We start from the raw sequence: 17,091 nt of genomic DNA, 5'->3' as shown, positions 1-17,091 counted from the left end.
TCCATGTGCGCGTTCGACGCGGACGACGGGAGGGAGCGCAGTCGACGGCCGCCGCTCGGCACCATCGTCGAAAGCGGCGTGGTGGCCGTCCTCCGCGGGGTCGACCCGGAGTCGATCGTTCCGGTCGCGGCGGCGCTTGTCCGGGGCGGCGTCCCGGGGATCGAGATCACGGCCGACGATCCGGGCGCGGCCGAGAAGGTCTCGCGGTTGCGAGCCGAACTCGACGGGACCGACGCGGTGATCGGAGCCGGGACGGTCCTCGATCCGGCGACGGCGAGCGCGGTCATCGACGCCGGGGCGTCGTTCGTCGTCACGCCGCACACGGCGCCCCCAGTGGTCGAGACGTGCAACCGTCGGGGCGTGCTGTCGATGTGCGGCGTTCTCACGCCCACGGAGGCCGTGACCGCGCTGGAGGCCGGGGCCGACGTACTGAAGGTCTTCCCCGCGAGCAGCGTGGGGCCGGGCCACCTCTCGGCGCTCGCCGGGCCGTTCGGTGACGTCGACCTGGTCCCGACCGGCGGCGTCACGCTACAGAACGCCGCCGACTACCTCGACGCGGGCGCATGTGCGGTCGGCGTCGGGAGCGACCTGGTCGACGGCGACGCGATCGACGAGGGCGACTTCGACGCGATCGAGCGACGCGCCGAGAAGTTCGTCGCCGAAGTCGCCGACGCCCGTCGGGAGTGAGGGTATCGATTCAGTTCTATCGACGGCACTTCGGTGGAGCGAAGATCGTGAGGCGTTTGTAACCGGACATTTTTCGCGACAAGTTGGAACCTTGCCGTAGAGACTGTGTACATACCATCGGAAAGTGTCCGCGAGCGCAGCGAGCGGTTTGCTACGAGAGAGCTACGCTCTCTCGGCATGACGAAAGAGCGCAAGCGCTCTTTCGAACCACACCGGTGGCGAGGTCTGTGACCGAGCCACCGGCCTTTTTCATCGAAGTTTTTGCGCCGAGGGTGAGCGAGTGTCGCGAGCGAACCCGAGGGGTAAAAAGTTCGCAAGGCATATGCGGCCGAGTGCCCATGGATTGGGTATGGACTTCCCGCCGAACCAGGGACTCGATCAGGACGAGGTCACCGAACGGGTCGACGCCGCGATCGACGAGAACGAGGTCGTCCTCTTCATGAAGGGAACCGAACTGATGCCGCAGTGTGGCTACTCCCGCAAGGCGCTCGGGCTCATCTCCCAGCACCGCGAGGAGTTCGAGACGGTCGACGTCCTGGATTCGCTCGACGAGTTCCGGCAGGCGCTCTCGGCCCACAGCGGCTGGGAGACGATTCCCCAGACCTACGTCGACGGCGAGTTCGTCGGCGGCAGCGACATCCTCGAAGAGCTGGACGAGCGCGGCGAGCTCGCCGAAACGCTGGCTGGCGAGTAAAGGCTCCCGTCGTGAACCCAGTACACCGCGGTTACTGACTGCGAGGCGGACTGGAGAGCGCGCTCGTATCACCGACACTCGCGGTCGGCCCGATGCCCGTCGGTTAATTAGCCGTTGACGGATCAGTTTCATCAACCGTCGTCGCGGATTTGATTTGTACGCGCGGAACCGGCGGGTATCGAACAGCAGGTCATTTAAGCGCCGCCGTCGTATGTGGTGGTAAGCGACCAGTCCACCTACCTTCACCATGTCCAACGAGGAATCCAGTCACGTGTATCGATTGCACTCGACGCTCGAACTGCCGCTCGAGGATCTGCAGGATCATCTCGACGAAGCGACATTTCCCGACGGCATCGCCGACGTCGAACTCACTCGGCGCAACAACACGCTCATCCTCAAGGCCGACGCCGAGGACGAGAGCGTCAGCAAGTACACCCCGTCGGCCCAGCTCAAGGCGAGCGTCACGGAAAACCGCGTCTACGAGGAGGACCCGGAAGAGCACCGGAACGCCTTCCGCTGGGAGGACGAGGAGGAAGAGGAGATCGAGTCCGAACTCGTCGAGTACGCCGCGTTCAAGGGCGATCGCGAGACCGTCCTCCAGAACTCGCTCCTGCAGTACGAGATGTTCCTCGTCCTCTGTGACATCGCCGAGCAGTCCGAGAAGGGGACGCTGACGGCCATCTCCGACAGGGGCGGCGAACTCGAAGCGACGCGCATCGTCGACGGCGAGGTGCGGCCTGCCGACGTCGAGGTCGTCGAGGGCCCGCGCGACTCGACGGGGTCGAACGGCGGCGTCAACTGGCGCGACAACAAGTTCATCACCGACTGACCGGTATCTTCGGAATTGTACGACGGTCTAATGGGACCTTGTTCAGGCCCGGATGCCCCGTCTCGCGGATTCCTGCAACCAACGGTCGATCGGTTTCGCCGAACGGGCTCCAGGACCTCGAGGTGGCGCACTGTTCCGACCTCGAGCCGTTGATTCCAACTAATAATTAGTAACTATATTACCCATCACGTCAACAATCAGGACGGAAGTCACGTCCGAACGGGCATGAAAGTGTCCCGGGTGCTGCCACACCCGAGACGTGGCTTCCAAATCCCGAAGCAGGGATTTTGGTCGCCATGATTGCGTACACACTTCCGAGACAAAAAGGTCTCGCACGCCTGCGGTTTAGAGAGTTGAATCGCTATCCGTCGTCTACCTTCGTTTTCGGGGATGGGGGCCCGAGCGCCACCGGGTGGTCCGCCAGACTGTACCGTGGTGGTCTCGGATGAGGGGCGTCGACGAATCGAGCGGCGGCGCCGGCGATTCGCCTCGCGACCGCGGCTGTTACCGGTGTGATCGCACCGTGGCGCCAACCCGCTGCTTCCGGGTCGAGGTGACGCCGCCGGATCCGCTGTCGGAGACGTACACGGTCGCCGTGCGATACTGCTGTGAACACTGCGCCGCCGCGATGAACCTGTCGGCGTTCTCGGAACGGGTGAAAGCGCGCGCCGGTCGACCGTAGCGTGCGGACGGCGAGGGGAGCGTGCGACCGGCCGACCGGAGCACGCAGCCGGCGGACCGAACGTGCGGACGGCCGATCGGAGCCGGTCGCCGAGCCCACGACGGTGGCCCAACGGAGCACGACCACCGCGTCGGAACGCCGCGCTCGACCGGCGAGTCGGTCATCCCGCGAACGCGTCGAGATCGCCCTCCAGCCGGCCTCGACGCCGTCCGAATCGCCCGTCGCCGAGCCCGTCAGACCGTCCGCGTTCGTCGATAGGGCCGATCCGTCGTCGCACATGCCATTGATCCGTCGTCGTCGACGGCGCCGACCGCGTTCGCGGCCGCTCGGTTGTCACTGCTGACTTGCTATGCTAATAGTTAACTCCACTCAAGACTAATCACACAGTATGCCCGTCGAGTCGCACTCGCGGTCCCTGACGAACCCCGGGGCTGGTCTCGAGCCATCGGACCGGTGACACGATGGTGACGGTCACCATTCGCCAGCCGGTCGACGCGGCGGACCTCGTCGTGGGTACCTCGCTCGAAGATACGGACCTCGATCGGACGGACGACCGTCCGGCGGACGTGTTTCCCCAGTCCGTCGCGAGCGGCGGGCCGACGCCGACGGGGATCGTCCTCTGGACGCGGATCCATCCGGATCGGTACGATCCGACCCGGTCGTTGCGCCTCGAGGTCGCGACCGACGAGTCGTTCGACGATCCGGTGGTCCGAGCCGTCCTCCCGGGTCCCGGCGTCAAACCCACCGACAACTACACGCTTCGGGTCGACCTCGACGGCGTCCTCGAGCCGGATTCGGTCTACTTCTATCGATTCGGGTACCGGGGCGTCCGGAGTCCGACGGGGCGGTGCCGGACGCTCCCGGGCGAGGATCGGTCGCCGGAGTCGGTCACGTTCGGCGTACTGAACTGCCAGCACTACCAGCACGGCCGCTTCGGGGCGATCGCGAACCTCGCGGCGGCGGACGTCGACTTCGTCCTCCACCTCGGCGACTACGTCTACGACGACGTCGGTGATGGGCCGTACGACGATCGTCGAATCGAGCTTCCCGACGGCGAGACGCACCCGATGAGTCTGGACGACTTCCGCCACCTCTACGAGGTCTACAAGGCGGAACCCAGCTTGCAACGCCTGCACGAACGCCACACCGTCATCCAGACGTGGGACGACCACGCGATCGCGAACGATCGATACTGGGACTACGAGCGCGACGCGCCGGTGTTTCCGGACCACCCGTGCGGCGACGTGCCGGCGTTCACGCGGTACCTCACGCGCGCCGGGATCCAGGCGTGGTGGGAGTTCGTCCCCGCGCGCATCACGTACGATCCGACTGCCGACCACCTCCACGACTCGTTCGAACTGTACACGGCCACGCGGTTCGGCGACCTCCTCACGCTGGTGCTGACAGACGAACGCCTGTTTCGGAGCCGGCCCCACTCGCGCAGGGATCGCGTGCTGCCCTGGGATCGGGCGGATTCGTCGCACACGATCCTCGGCCGAACCCAGCGCGAGTGGTTTCTCGACACGCTTCGCGGGAGCGAGACGCGGTGGACGGCGTGGGCGAACGCGGTGCTGTTCGCACCCCTCGTTCGCGGTCTGTGGAAGGATTCGTGGGACGGGTTCGCGGCCGAGCGGGCGACGATCGCCGAGACGATGGCGGCCGTCCGGGACCAGACGTCGGTCGTCTTGCTCACCGGCGACATGCACATGACCCTCGCCACCCGCCTACGGGCGGCCGAGGGAGACGGCGTCATCGGGGTGGAGTTCATGACGCCGAGCGTCACGAGCGTGACGCTCAGCGAAACGATCGACGACTGGATCGCGGGTACCGTCCGGAACGCGATCGAACGCCTGCCCGCAAGCGGGCGGATCGGCGCCGATCGAGCGGTGCCGGACGGAGTCGGAGCCGCCGGCGCGCGACTGGCGAATCGGATCGCGACGACCGCGCTGCAGCGGTTGCTGGGCTTCGCGCTCGCCGATTGTGCCAACTGGGGGTACTCCGTCGTCACGTTCTCGCGAGACGCCTGTACGTGGGACGTCTACTGGGTGGACAAGACCGTCGACGCATCGGAGGCCGAACCCGAGCCGGCGTATGGCGTCGACGTTCCGGTCAGTCGGCCCGAGCTCCGTGAGCGCCACGAGTCGGTCCCGACGGTTGCCGTCGCGCATTCGAACCCCGAGTAGCCGGCTGGGATCCGGGCGACCGCTCCGTACGCTCTCGCACCGAACTCCCGAGCGCGGGGTACGACGTCAGGCCCGCTCGTATTCGTCGATCGCCGCTCCCAGCGCTTCGATTCCGGCCTCGATCTCCGCCGGACCGGCGTAGGAAAAGGAGAGTCTGAGCGCGTTCGCGCCGCGGTCGTCGGGATAGAACGTCGAACCGGGCAGGAACGTGACGCCGGCGTCGATCGCCGCGTCGAGCAGGTCGCCGGTGTCGACGGTCGCGGGCAGTTCGAGCCAGACGAAGAAGCCGCCGTCCGGTTCGCTCCAGGTCGCCTCGGGCGGCATGGTTCGGTCGAGCGCGGCGAGCAGCCGATCCCGGCGCTTCGCGTACGCCGCCCGGAGATCGGGCAGGGCCGCGTCGAATGCGCCCTCGGTGCAGTAGTGGCCGACGGCGCTGCGGGTGAAGGTGTTCGTGCCGCCGGCCGCGAGGGCGCCGATCGCCTCGCGGATCGGCGTCGGCGCGACGAGCCACCCGAGCCTGACGCCGGGCGCGATCGTCTTCGCGAACGACTCGATGCGGATCACGCGCCCGTCGTCGTCGAGCGCGGCGAGCGGGGGCTCCGGGTCGCCCGCGTATCGCAGGTCGCCGTAGGCGTCGTCCGCCACGATCGCGAAGTCGAACCGCTCGGCGAGTTCGAGGAGCCGTTCGCGCCGGTCGCGAGGCAGCGTCGCCCCCGTCGGATTCTGGAAGTTCGGAATCGTGTACACGAGTTTCGGGATCGGTCGGCCCTCGCGGCGACGGCGGTCGAGTCGATCGGCCAGCACCTCGACGTCGAGGCCCGCCTCGTCGAGGGGCGTTCCGACGACGTCGACGCCGAAGTTCTCGAAGACGCGGATCGAGCCCATGAACGTCGGCGCTTCGACGGCGACGACGTCGCCCGGTTCGAGGAAGGCCCGACAGGTGCTGTCGAGGGCGTGGGTCGCCCCGTTGGTCAGCAGGACGGATCGCGAGTCGAGGTCGATGCCGCGATCGAGCGCCCGCGTTTCGACCCACGATTCGAGACGATCCGCGTACCTCCCGCCACCGTACTGGAGCGCCTGCGCTCCTTCGTCGTCCAGGACGGCGTCGACGGAGTTCGACAGCGCCTCGATCGGGAGGGCGTCCGGCGACGGGAAGCCGAAGGCGAGCGAGACGGCGTCGGCCCCGGCGATCGCGCGCCACGAGCCGTAGCCCGATCGGTCGAGTGTCGATCGCGCCCGCGGCGTCAACAGCGAACGCAATCGATCGGCGCTGCCGGCGGTCATTTCCTGCGTCTACTTCGTGGCGATAGTAAAACGTGCCCATCCCGGCCACACCGACCGCGTCTCCCGACCGACTTCGTCGTCGGGACGGCGAAACTGCTCCGCTCAGCGTCGCCCGCTCAGTTCCGGATCAGCCCTGGGCGGTCGAGTCGCGTTTCTCGTCGCCCATGCCGGCGCCCGGGAACCGGCGCACCAGCCAGCTCGCGTAGCCGAGCTTCAGCAGGCCGACCTGGAGCCCGATGCCGACGGCGAACAGCCCGAGGAAGATCGGGTCGGTCGTCTCGAACAGTAGCGGGTCGATCGTCAGTTCCGACTGGGCCGTCTGGACGTTCTCGAACGTGAGCGAGCGACTCACCAGCGCGGCGCCGATGAACGACGTGAGCCCGATCATCGTCAGGTGGGTAAAGACCATGCCCGCGGCCGCGACCGCGAGGCCGATGGCCAGGCCGGCGCCCAGCTCGACGTACCAGGCGCCGTCGACGAGGATCGGGGCGAGGACGGTGAGGCCGAAGTAGGAGCCGACGCCGAGGCCGATCATCCCCACCGCGAACTTCAGCAGCATGTGGGCGGCGAGGACGCCGACGACGATGCCGATCGCGATGCCGATGGCCGATCCGGCCGTCGCGCCGACGCCGACGGCCGACGCGACGGTCGGTGCGCCGAGGTAGCCGGCTCCGGCGCCGACGAGCGCACCCATGAGCGCGATCCCGTAGCGCGACAGCGTGGCACCGACGACCAGGAGCAGCAGGCCGATCAGGACCGGTGCGATGACGAGCGGATCTAGCATATCTTGACGTTCGTTCACAGCGGCAAGTACTTTGCGTCAGACGCGGTCGCCGCCCCGCCTCCGCCGCTGGAGCGGTATCGAACTGCCCGAGACCCCTCCGGGGCGGACGTGTCGGTCGATCCGGGGCGTTCGCGTCCGATTTTCGATCGGTGTCAGTCGCTGCGAGTCGGGCGAAGGTACGTGACGCTCGCCGGCGACGGTTCGGTCGAACCGCCGCGCGATCAACCGTGGGTTTTACCCCGGATAATTACATCTCATTAGACAATGCCGACCGACAACCCAGTCGCAGTCGACGTCGATTACGAGGACGGCACCGGCGAATCGCCCGAGACGTACCCCTCGCTGACCGCGAAGATGGAGAAGGCGATCGAGGTCACCAGGGAGGCCCTCGAGACCTACGAGAACCCGGCGGTGATGTGGACCGGCGGGAAGGACTCGACGCTCACGCTCTACTTCATCAAGGAGGTCGCGGACCGCTTCGACCTCGACGTGCCCCCGGCCGTGTTCATCGATCACTACCAGCACTTCGACGCGATCCACGACTTCGTCGACCGCTGGGCCGACGAGTGGGACCTCGAGGTCATTTACGCGCGCAACGATGACGTCGGCGAGTACGTCGACGAGCACGGTCTCGATCCCGGCGACGAGATCGAGATATCGGAACTCTCGGAACACAACCGGCACCACGTCAGGAACATCCTCGAGTACGAGGAGGACACGTTTCCGTTCCTGCTCGACACCTACGTCGGCAACCACCTGCTGAAGACGGTCGCGCTCAACGATGCGCTCGAGGAGTACGACATCGACGGCGTTATCAGCGGCGTCCGCTGGGACGAGCAGGAGGCCCGCGCGGACGAGACGTTCTTCTCGCCGCGCCACGACCCCGACATCTACCCGCCCCACGATCGCATCCAGCCCATCCTGCAGTTCGACGAGGCCGCGGTCTGGGACGCGTTCTGGAACTTCGCGGTTCCGGATACCGTCGAGGCGTACCCCGACGACGGCTACGTCCCGCAGGCCGACGACGATCTTCCCGAGGGCGTCTCGCAGGAGGACATCCCCATCTCGCCGAAGTACTTCGCCGGCTTCCGCTCGCTCGGCAGCGAAGTCAGCACCGAGAAGGCCGACGAGGAACCCGCCTGGTTGCAGGATCTCGAGTCGACGACCGAACGCGCCGGCCGCGCCCAAGACAAGGAGGACCTGATGGAGCGCCTGCGCGACCTCGGATACATGTAGGAACCGAACTTTTTGTGGTTCGGGTTCGCCTACGGCGAACCGCGTGGCGGCGGAGCCGCCACGTCATTCAGTTGCGGACCGGAGGCCCGCAACCCGCTCACCAGAAAAACTTCGATGAAAAAGGCCGCCTCCGCGGACGTCGTCCGCTCCGGCGGTAGAACACGATTTCGTGGTTCGGCCGACACCGCTCGCTATACCGAGGATTGCGTGAGCGATAGCGAACAATATCCACGCAACTCGCGAGTCACACCGTCCTCCAATCTGGTCCCGCCCCGGTCTTTGCCGGTGGGAAAGTGATTTTTACCCGGACAGCAGCGTCTCCGTATGGTCGTTCCGCTGGCGATGGGGTGGCGTCACCTCCTGTTCGAGAACTGGCCGATCGAGCCGGCGGTGATGGACGCGCACCTGCCGGACGGGCTGTCACCGGACCTGTACGATGGGTCGGCGTGGCTCTCGATCGTCCCGTTCACCAACGTCGCCGTCCGGCCGGCGGGCGTGCCGGCGTCGCTGGGCGTCCGACTCCCGGAGCTCAACGTCAGGACGTACGTCACGCACGCCGGCGTCCCGAGCGTCTACTTCTTCAGCCTCGACGCGCAGGGCCTCGCGAGCGTCCTCGGCGCGCGGCTCTTCCACCACTTGCCGTACTACTACGCGCACATCCGGCTGGAATCGGCCGACGGGCGGCTCAGCTTCCGGAGTCGCCGTCGGCACCCCGGCGCCAGGCCCGCGCAGTACGAGGCGACGTATCGAGCGAGCGGGCGTCCGTTTTCGGCCCCCGACGATCCGTTCGCCGCGTTCCTGGTCGAACGCTACCGGTTCTACGCGGAGGCCACGGACGGGTCGATGCGATACACCGACGTCGAACACGAGCCCTGGACGCTGTACCCGGCGACCGCGACCGTCGAGACGAACACGCTGTTCTCGGCCCACGGGTTCGCGGAACCCGACGCCGAACCCACGTACTACTACAGTCCGGGACTCGACGTCGTCGCGTCGCGAAGCGAACCTCTGTAGCGGACGTGACCGCCAGGGCTGGCTGTCGGGGATCGTCACTCCTCGTCGCCGTCGTCCGGCGAGGGTCGGACGAGGTTCGCCAGCGAGACCAGCAGGCCGAAGAACCAGCCGGAGGTGACCGAGAAGCCGAACCACATGGCGGCGTAGGCGCCGCCCTGGAGCTGGTAGTTCTCGCGGAGGTAGTCGTTGATGTCGCCGACGACGAGGACGTTGTCGAGCAACCAGGCGGCCAGATCGTAGCTTGGTTCGAGGACGTACGGTTCGAGCGACGGCGTCACCAGCGCGGCGACGACGGGCGGAAGGAATAACGCCGTCATCGCGAACGGGTAGGCGAGCAGCACCGTCACCGGGCGGCCGCCGTACTTCGAGGTGACCGTCGCCAGGGCGGCGGAGACGACGGCGACGCTGCTGGCCGCCGCGATCGCGAGGAACGAGTTCCAGGGCAGTTCGACGTAGGCGAGCAGGCTCAACAGGCCCCAGACGACGACGGCGACGCCGGTGACGCCGACGATGCCGAGGCGTGTGGCCGTCGAGTCGAGTTTCGAGGCGTAGAACCTGGTCGCGAGGCCGATCACGGCGAGCGGATACAGGGCGAGCAGTCCGAGGGCGCCGACGAGGTACCAGCCGTAGTACGCGATCGCCTGGGGAAGCGTCTCCGGCTTCCACTTGCCCATCACGGAGTGGCCGCGCCCGCGCTGGCGGGGGAAGAAGATCTCCATCCACGCCCCGTGGAGCCTCGCGAGGTCGAACTTCACCGCGCCGACGAGCCCGGTGCGGTTCGACGATCGAGCGTGGGTCGACATGTCCGATCCCTGCGGCCGACGTACCGTAAACTTTCCTGTGTCTTCGTTCATCCGACCGGTCGGCCGGGACGCCCTCGGTGGGCGGGAGCCGTCCGCTCCGGTCACGGTAGAAGCCGTCCTGCGCTCCGATTCGCCGGATGCACACCGATTCGCCGGACCCGGTTCGCGCACGAACCGATTACTGGTTCCAGGGGCCGAAGTCGGGATCGACCTCGCGCTCGCCGCGATCGACCGACGCGATCCGTTCGAGGTCGGCCTCGTCGAGCGACAGCGAGAGCGACGCCCAGTTGTCCTCGATGTGGGCTCGCCCCGTCGCCTTCGGGATGGCCGTCGCCCCCATTCCGCGCAGCCAGGCGAGGCTGACCTGCGCCTCGGAGACGTCGTACTCGTCGGCGATCGCCGAGAGGGTCGGCTCCTCGAAGACCGCCCCGCGGGCGAGCGGCGAGTAGGCGACGAGTTCGACGCCGAGATCCGCCGCCGTTTCGCGGAGTTCCGGTTGCTGCAGCCGCGGGTGGAGTTCGACCTGGTTGGCGAAGACGGGCGCGTCGCACAGCTCGACGGCCTCCTCGAGCTGTTCCGGGAGGAAGTTACTCACGCCGATGCGCCGGGTGACGCCCTCGTCGACGAGTTCCTCGAACGCCGCCAGCGTCGTCTTCGGGTCGTACGCCCCGGCGGGCCAGTGAACGTAGAGCAGGTCGACGGCCTCGACGCCGAGCCGATCGACGCTCTCGCGGGCCGTCCGTTTTACGTCCTCGGGGGCGAGGTTGTCGGTCCAGACCTTCGTCGCGAGGAAGACGTCCTCGCGCGGGACGTCCGCGCGCTCGATACCCTCGCCCACGGCTTCTTCGTTGCCGTAGGCCTGTGCGGTGTCGATGTGGCGATACCCGCACTCCAGGGCCGTCCGCACGCTCTCGGTGCACTGGGCCGGATCGGTGTTCTGCCAGGTCCCCAGGCCGAGCATCGGCATCCCGTTCGCTCGTGGACAGTCCGTCGGATCGATCGTCTCCGGATCGCTCATGTATCGACTGTGTCCATCGAGCGGGTAAGGAATTCCGTTTGCGGAGACGAACCGGGGGTTTCGACCTCGCCCGAAGCCCTGCGATCGTCCGTCTTCGCCCTGCAGTTCGCGCTGGAGGTCGCTTACGCCACTGCGTACGGCGTCGCCACGGCCGTTCGCGTTCGAAGGCGGCGCTCGCGGCGATGATGCGTTCCTCGTCGAAGCGTCGTCCGCGGATCCCGAACTTCGAAACGCACTAACCGGGGGCGGCCGAATCTCGGTCAGATGGAAGCGCTCGAGCGCTATCGGCCGATCGTCGACGATTTCGAGGCGTTCCGCGCCGCCTGCGAGCGCCCGCTCGGCTCGACGGTGCGGGTCAACACGATCAAGGCGTCGCCCGAGCGCGCGATGGCGGCCTTCGACGAGGAGGACGTTGGGTACGAACAGGCCGACTGGGACCCGCGCGTCCTCCACCTCGAGACGGACTCCCCCGGCTCGACGTGGGCGTCGTTTCACGGCTTCACGCACGGCCAGGAGGCGGTCTCGATCCTCCCGGCGCTCGTACTCGACCCCGAACCCGGCGAGCGCGTCTGGGACAGTTGTGCGGCCCCGGGCGGGAAGGCGACCCAGCTCGCCGACATGATGGACGACCGGGGAACCGTCGTGGCAAACGACAGCAACCTCGGCCGACTCTCGGCGTTGCGCTTTAACGCCGAACGCCTCGGCGTGACGGCGCTCGCGGTGACCAACGCGGACGCGCGAAACTTCTCGATGCGACCCTTCTCCTTCGACGAATTCGACCGCGCGCTGGTCGACGTGCCCTGCTCCTGCGAGGGGACCATCCGGAAGAACCCCGACGCGCTCGACGAGTGGTCGGAGGGTCGCGTCCGCTCCGTTGCGGGCGTCCAGAAGGGAATCCTCTGCCGGGCGATCCAGGCCACCCGCGTGGGCGGCACCGTCGTCTACTCGACGTGTACGTTCGCGCCGGAGGAGAACGAGGCCGTCCTCGATCACGCGCTGGACGAGGAAGCCTGCGAGATCGTCTCGTTCGACCTCCCGATCGATCACGCGCCCGGAATCACCGAGTGGGGCGAGGAGACGTACGACCCGTCCGTCGAGCGCGCCGCGCGCATTTACCCGCACCACAACGACACCGGCGGCTTCTTCGTCGCGAAACTGGAGGTGACAGGCTGATGAGCGAGGACGAGTCGGCTCCCGGCGACGCCGGGGGCGCGGACGACGCTTCCGTCGCGGAGGACGGCGACTCCCTGGACGCGAACGAGGGCGAGCGCTTCGACCGCCTCCCCGAGACGCCCGCCGACCGCACCGTCGAGGGTCGCGTCTCGCGCGAGGAGCTTCTCGAGTACTTCGCCGATCGCTTCGCGATCCCGCCCGAGACGTTCGACGCGTACACCTTCTGGGAGAAGGGCGCCGGCAAGATCTGGATCTACTCCGGCGAGGCCCCCGATCCGATCGAAATCGAGGCGCTCGGGATGACGTGTCTGCGCACCCGCCAGGAACACTGGAAGCCGACGACGGACTTCGTCCAGCGCTTCGGTCATCGTGCGAGCGAGTGCGTGATCGACCTCGACGAGTCGGCCGCAGCCCGCTTCGTCGCCGGCGAGGACCAGGAACTCGAGTGGGACGGCGACTGGGGCTACCTGATCGCGGCGCACGAAGTGGCCGGCGAACGAGCGCCCCTCGGGATCGGTCTCTACGTCTACGGCGAACTCCGATCGCTCGTGCCGAAAGGTCGTCGTCGCGACCTGTGACGGGTGCGCCCGATCTGGTTGTGCCGTCCCGCGCGACTCGCCTCGAACTCGGTCGTCACAGAGCGGTTCCCCTATCGATCGCCCCGGACCGGTTCCTCAGTCGGTCGCCTCGGTGTCGCCTCAGCCGATCGACCCGACGAGTCCGGCGCCGAGGACGGCTCTGACCGCGACGCCGATCACGAGCGTGTAGGTGACGTTGACCAGCGTCCCGGCGAGGTAGAAGAGGCTGTTGTTCTTCATGTCGTCCGAGCGAACGATGCTCTTGGCGGCGAAGACGATCGCGAGTGCGGAGTACGCCCCCGCCAGGACGAACGTCAGCAGGAGGACGTTTTCGGTCTTGCCGACGATTGTCCCGATGTCGCGATCGGTGTCGGTGACGGACTCCGCGTAGCCGTCGTCGGCCCACGCCAGTGCCGACGTCACGACGATCCCGCTCGTGGCCAGCACGACGGCGTAGCCGGCGAGGCCGAGCAGGACGGTGACGAGCGTCTCGGAGAGGGCGACGTGTGGAATCATTCGGCTTCGCCCCCGGCTGCGGCGTTGCCGTCCGGTCCGTCGTCGCCCCACCCGATCGCGAGCGTCTCGCGGAGCCGATCTTCGATCGTCTCGATCAGCGGCCAGGACGCGCTCTGGAGGACGTTCGAGACGGCCTGCTGGCTGATGTCGAGCTCGCTCGCGACCGCCTGCTGGGTCGCGGCCCGCTCGTAGCGGGTGACGACCTCGCGCTGGCGGTCGGTCCAGCCCTCGCGCAGGTGCACGAGGAGGTTGATCTCGTCCGCGACGGCCGTATCGAGCGGCCGGGTCCCCGTGTCGAGCCCGAAGCGAAGCCCGTCGCGCTCGATTCGCTCCAGCAGTTCCGTCGCCCGGTGGAACGCCTCGCCGTCCATGTGCGCGACCGAGCCCGTCTCCCCGACGGAGATCTCGCCGCTCGCGACGGCGAGCCTGATCGCGTGGGGGTGGAGTTCGTGCTCCAGCGTGCGGACGACGTCGTATATCGGTTCGAGCGTGGAGACGACGGCGCCGAGTTCGTCGATCCCCTTCAGGACGGACGGCCCGGCGACGAACGCGGAGTCGTACGATTCGGTCAGGCGTTCGCGAGCGTCGGCGAACGTCTCGCGAAACCCGTCGCGGTCCGTTATCGCCCGCGAGTCGACGACGTCACCCAGGACGACGTATCGGTCGCCGGTCGCTCCTGACTGTGCGGTCATTGCTCAGCCGATCGAATGGACAACGGAAAAATGTTGTTATCCGCGCCACAATAGTGTCGGATTGTGCACCGCCCCGGGCCGACGGTGGGCGAACGAGCGCGGCTACGCCGGTCTAAATACGACCGGGAGGTCACCGCGGATCGGCTGCCGCCGCTGATGCGGCGATGGATCGTGACGGACCGATCGTTGGAAAACTACCGCAAACCTGCCGGGCTCCCCCCTGGATCGGGCGACGACGGAGCAAGTAATGACCCATAAACAACCTATATAGATTGTAAACGTAAATACAATCACTGAAAGGTGTGTCACTCGTCCGATGAATAAGTTGGAACTACTCCTGCCAGAGGGGAGCGGTGACGTATCATGGTTCGTGATTGTTACGCAACAATAATGCCGCTGAGCGCCGTGGTATCGTGATCGATGACCCGCATCGCGATGCGCGACGTCAGCAAATATTTCGACGGTGGCGAGACCGTCGCGAACTATCGGCTGAACCTCGACGTCGAGGACGGCGAGTTCGTCGTTATCCTCGGTCCGTCCGGGTGCGGGAAGACGACGGCGCTGCGCCTGATCGCGGGCCTGGAACAACCCTCGGAGGGGGAGATCTACTTCGACGACGATCGCGTCGACGGCTGGTCTCCGAGCGCGCGCAACGTCGCGATGGTGTTTCAGAACTACGCGCTGTATCCCCACATGAGCGTTCGCGGGAACATCGAGTACCCGCTGAAGGTCCGCGGGATGGAGCCGGCCGAGCGGGATCGCCGGATCGACGAGGTCCTCTCGCTGCTACACATCGAGGACCAGGCCGACAAACCGCCCTCGGACCTGAGCGGCGGGCAGCGCCAGCGCGTCTCGCTCGCGCGCGCGATCGTCCGCGAACCGTCTGTCTTCCTGCTCGACGAACCGCTCTCGAACCTCGACGCGAAGCTGCGCCAGGAGATGCGCGTCGAGCTGAAGCGGCTCCAGGACGAACTCGACATCACGACCGTCTACGTTACGCACAACCAGGAGGAGGCGATGAGCATGGCCGACCGGGTGGTCGTGATGAACCGGGGGACGATCCGCCAGATCGCGCCGCCCGGCGAACTCTACGAGCGGCCGCGGACGGCGTGGGTCGCCCGGTTCATCGGCTCGCCGCCGATGAACCTCCTCGAGGGCGTGCGAACGAACGGCGCGATCGACCTCGGCGACGCCGGTACCGTCGAACTCGACATCCAGGGTGGGACGGGCGGCCAGCGGCCGGAACCGGAGACCGGGTCCGTGACCGCGGGGGAGCCGGCCGAACCCGAGCCGGTGGCGGCGACGGACTCCGGCGAGTCCGGCGGAACAGTCGTCGCCAGCGGCGGCGAGGTGACCCAGGAACCCGAGCGCGGGGCCGACGCGGTCTCGCTGGGCGTTCGTCCGGAGGACTTCTCGCTCGCCGCGGACCCGCCGTCGAGCACGAACGCGATCGAGGGCGAGGTCGACACGGTCGAGCCCCTCGGGGAGTACGCCCTCGTCAACGTGACGGTGAACGACCGACTGGTCACCGTCAAAGAACCCGAGACGCGACTCGGACGCGGCGACCGGGTCTACCTGACGTTCGAGGACGCCGACGCGTACGTCTACGACGCGAACGGCGAACTCGTCACCTGATTCGAGACGATGAATCTCCGAAGGGTCCTCCAGGCCGCCGGACTGGATCGCCGCTGCAACCGGACTGGCGAGGACGATGAACGGACTGGCGAGGACGATGAACGGACTGGCGAGGACGAAGATGGACCGTCGGAGGACCGTGCGGGCGCGGACGAGCGCGCCGAACCGACGCGAACCGGAGCAAGCACGGACGACGGCGCGAGCACCCGCTCGCCTGCTGGACCCCGTCCGGACGGCGGTGTAGCCGACAACTCCGGACGCGAGCCGCCGAGTGCGGCGAAGCGGAGCCGGTTGCGGACCGTCAGCGACCGACTCGGCGTGGATCACGAGAAGGTCGTCGCGATACTGGTCTTTCTCGTCCCCGGGATGACGCTGTTCGCGATCTTCTCGATCGGGCCGATCGCCTACTCCGCCGTGGGAAGTTTCTTCTCGTGGGACGCGTTCACGATGGAGTCGTTCATCGGCTGGGACAACTGGGTCGAGACGTTCCGCGACCCGCTGATCATCAACTGGGACAACCTGCGCGAGTTCCGGTTCCCGATGGGGGCGCTCCCGCAGAACCTGCTCTGGGTCGTGATTCACGTCCCGCTCAGCACGCTGTTCGGGCTCGGACTCGCGCTGCTGTTCGCGGACCTCAAGGGCCGGCGCATCCTGCGGTCGATGGTCTTTCTGGGCTTTACGACGCCGACGATCATCATCGGGATCGTGATGCTGTTCGTCTACGATCCGCAGGCGGGGATCTTCAACGAACTCCTGCGCGTGGTCGGGCTGGAGGGACAGGTCAGAAACTGGACGCAGGAACCCCAGATCGCGATCTACGCCCTGATCGCCGGTGGCGTCTGGGTCCAGACCGGCTTCTCGATGTTGCTCTACAGCTCCGCGCTGGCGGCCGTCGACCCGTCGCTCATCGAGTCGGCGAAGATCGACGGCGCCGGCCGGGTGCGCCGGTTCGTCGACATCATCTGGCCGCAGGTCAAGCCCGTGACGGCGGTCGTCGTCATCATGGGGATCATCTGGGTCCTCCGGATGTTCGACATCGTCTACGCCGCGGGCGGCACCTCCGGCGGGCCGAACCACGTCTACTCGGTGCTCGGCATCGAGGTGTATCGCGCCGCGTTCGAACCGCCGCTGGAGTACGGCCACGCGATGGTGATCGCGCTTATCGAACTGCTCATCGTCGCGCCGCTGGCGCTCTACATCGCACGAATGAGGTAACATGGTTTCAGACGATTCCGCCGACGAACCCGACACGACCGCCCATCCCGAGAGCGCGACGGCGAGCA

At 67.2% G+C, this 17,091-nt stretch carries 17 protein-coding genes; 11 read left to right on the top strand and 6 right to left on the bottom strand.

Annotated elements, in window-relative coordinates:
- The first annotated feature begins 3 nt into the window (after nt 1–3).
- The 5 genes from MXA07_RS12630 (at nt 4) to MXA07_RS12610 (ending at nt 5,075) form a co-directional block, all read left to right on the top strand.
- Nucleotides 4–687, top strand: a complete 684-nt coding sequence (locus MXA07_RS12630) for a bifunctional 4-hydroxy-2-oxoglutarate aldolase/2-dehydro-3-deoxy-phosphogluconate aldolase (protein WP_247728952.1) — start codon at nt 4–6, stop codon at nt 685–687.
- A gap of 349 nt (nt 688–1,036) precedes the next feature.
- Complete coding sequence (locus MXA07_RS12625) at nt 1,037–1,381, top strand: glutaredoxin family protein (protein ID WP_247728951.1); 345 nt, start codon at nt 1,037–1,039, stop codon at nt 1,379–1,381.
- A gap of 247 nt (nt 1,382–1,628) precedes the next feature.
- On the top strand, nt 1,629–2,210 hold the full coding sequence (locus MXA07_RS12620) for a DUF7110 family protein (protein ID WP_247728950.1): 582 nt from the start codon (nt 1,629–1,631) through the stop codon (nt 2,208–2,210).
- Between the two features lie 445 nt (nt 2,211–2,655).
- The gene (locus MXA07_RS12615; RefSeq protein WP_247728949.1) at nt 2,656–2,892 is read left to right on the top strand and encodes a hypothetical protein; all 237 of its coding nucleotides are present in this window, start codon (nt 2,656–2,658) and stop codon (nt 2,890–2,892) included.
- A gap of 461 nt (nt 2,893–3,353) precedes the next feature.
- A complete protein-coding gene (locus MXA07_RS12610) occupies nt 3,354–5,075 on the top strand; it encodes an alkaline phosphatase D family protein (protein WP_247728948.1) in 1,722 nt (573 codons plus the stop codon).
- A gap of 66 nt (nt 5,076–5,141) precedes the next feature.
- Here the strand turns inward: MXA07_RS12610 and MXA07_RS12605 are convergent, their stop codons facing one another.
- Nucleotides 5,142–6,359, bottom strand: a complete 1,218-nt coding sequence (locus tag MXA07_RS12605; RefSeq protein WP_247728947.1) for an aminotransferase-like domain-containing protein — start codon at nt 6,357–6,359, stop codon at nt 5,142–5,144.
- A 127-nt stretch (nt 6,360–6,486) separates the two neighbouring features.
- Nucleotides 6,487–7,143, bottom strand: coding sequence for a phosphate ABC transporter permease (locus MXA07_RS12600; RefSeq protein ID WP_247728946.1), 657 nt, complete (start codon nt 7,141–7,143; stop codon nt 6,487–6,489).
- A 264-nt stretch (nt 7,144–7,407) separates the two neighbouring features.
- Here MXA07_RS12600 and MXA07_RS12595 point away from each other — a divergent pair, with 264 nt between their 5' ends.
- Together MXA07_RS12595 and MXA07_RS12590 are read left to right on the top strand one after the other, a co-directional pair.
- Nucleotides 7,408–8,379, top strand: a complete 972-nt coding sequence (locus MXA07_RS12595) for a phosphoadenosine phosphosulfate reductase family protein (protein ID WP_247728945.1) — start codon at nt 7,408–7,410, stop codon at nt 8,377–8,379.
- Nucleotides 8,380–8,703: 324 nt separating this feature from the next.
- On the top strand, nt 8,704–9,393 hold the full coding sequence (locus MXA07_RS12590; protein WP_247728944.1) for a YqjF family protein: 690 nt from the start codon (nt 8,704–8,706) through the stop codon (nt 9,391–9,393).
- Nucleotides 9,394–9,428: 35 nt separating this feature from the next.
- On the opposite strand, the gene MXA07_RS12585 is transcribed toward MXA07_RS12590, so the two are convergent.
- Together MXA07_RS12585 and MXA07_RS12580 are read right to left on the bottom strand one after the other, a co-directional pair.
- Nucleotides 9,429–10,196: a hypothetical protein gene (locus MXA07_RS12585; RefSeq protein WP_247728943.1), complete on the bottom strand. Its 768-nt coding sequence runs from the start codon at nt 10,194–10,196 to the stop codon at nt 9,429–9,431.
- Nucleotides 10,197–10,374: 178 nt separating this feature from the next.
- The gene (locus tag MXA07_RS12580) at nt 10,375–11,214 is read right to left on the bottom strand and encodes an aldo/keto reductase (protein WP_247728942.1); all 840 of its coding nucleotides are present in this window, start codon (nt 11,212–11,214) and stop codon (nt 10,375–10,377) included.
- 264 nt (nt 11,215–11,478) lie between these two features.
- On the opposite strand from MXA07_RS12580, the gene MXA07_RS12575 reads away from it, so the two are divergent.
- Nucleotides 11,479–12,387 (top strand): RsmB/NOP family class I SAM-dependent RNA methyltransferase, encoded by a 909-nt coding sequence (locus MXA07_RS12575; protein ID WP_247728941.1) that lies wholly within the window; start codon nt 11,479–11,481, stop codon nt 12,385–12,387.
- Nucleotides 12,387–12,965: a DUF7122 family protein gene (locus MXA07_RS12570; RefSeq protein WP_247728940.1), complete on the top strand. Its 579-nt coding sequence runs from the start codon at nt 12,387–12,389 to the stop codon at nt 12,963–12,965. Before MXA07_RS12575 ends, MXA07_RS12570 begins: the two co-directional genes overlap by 1 nt.
- Nucleotides 12,966–13,085: 120 nt before the next feature.
- Here the strand turns inward: MXA07_RS12570 and MXA07_RS12565 are convergent, their stop codons facing one another.
- Together MXA07_RS12565 and MXA07_RS12560 are read right to left on the bottom strand one after the other, a co-directional pair.
- Complete coding sequence (locus MXA07_RS12565; protein WP_247728939.1) at nt 13,086–13,481, bottom strand: hypothetical protein; 396 nt, start codon at nt 13,479–13,481, stop codon at nt 13,086–13,088.
- A complete protein-coding gene (locus tag MXA07_RS12560) occupies nt 13,478–14,173 on the bottom strand; it encodes a SatD family protein (RefSeq protein WP_247728938.1) in 696 nt (231 codons plus the stop codon). The genes MXA07_RS12565 and MXA07_RS12560 overlap by 4 nt, the downstream gene beginning before the upstream one ends.
- 435 nt (nt 14,174–14,608) lie before the next feature.
- Between MXA07_RS12560 and MXA07_RS12555 the strand changes: the two genes are divergently transcribed.
- A complete protein-coding gene (locus MXA07_RS12555) occupies nt 14,609–15,808 on the top strand; it encodes an ABC transporter ATP-binding protein (protein WP_247731753.1) in 1,200 nt (399 codons plus the stop codon).
- 9 nt (nt 15,809–15,817) lie between these two features.
- The gene (locus tag MXA07_RS12550; protein WP_247728937.1) at nt 15,818–17,023 is read left to right on the top strand and encodes a carbohydrate ABC transporter permease; all 1,206 of its coding nucleotides are present in this window, start codon (nt 15,818–15,820) and stop codon (nt 17,021–17,023) included.
- Nucleotides 17,024–17,091: the final 68 nt, after the last annotated feature.

The organism is Halovivax limisalsi, from assembly GCF_023093535.1.
Taxonomy (GTDB): Archaea; Halobacteriota; Halobacteria; order Halobacteriales; family Natrialbaceae; genus Halovivax; species Halovivax limisalsi.
The sequence above is the reverse complement of the archived record's forward strand: the minus strand, read 5'-3'. Positions and strand labels throughout refer to the sequence as shown.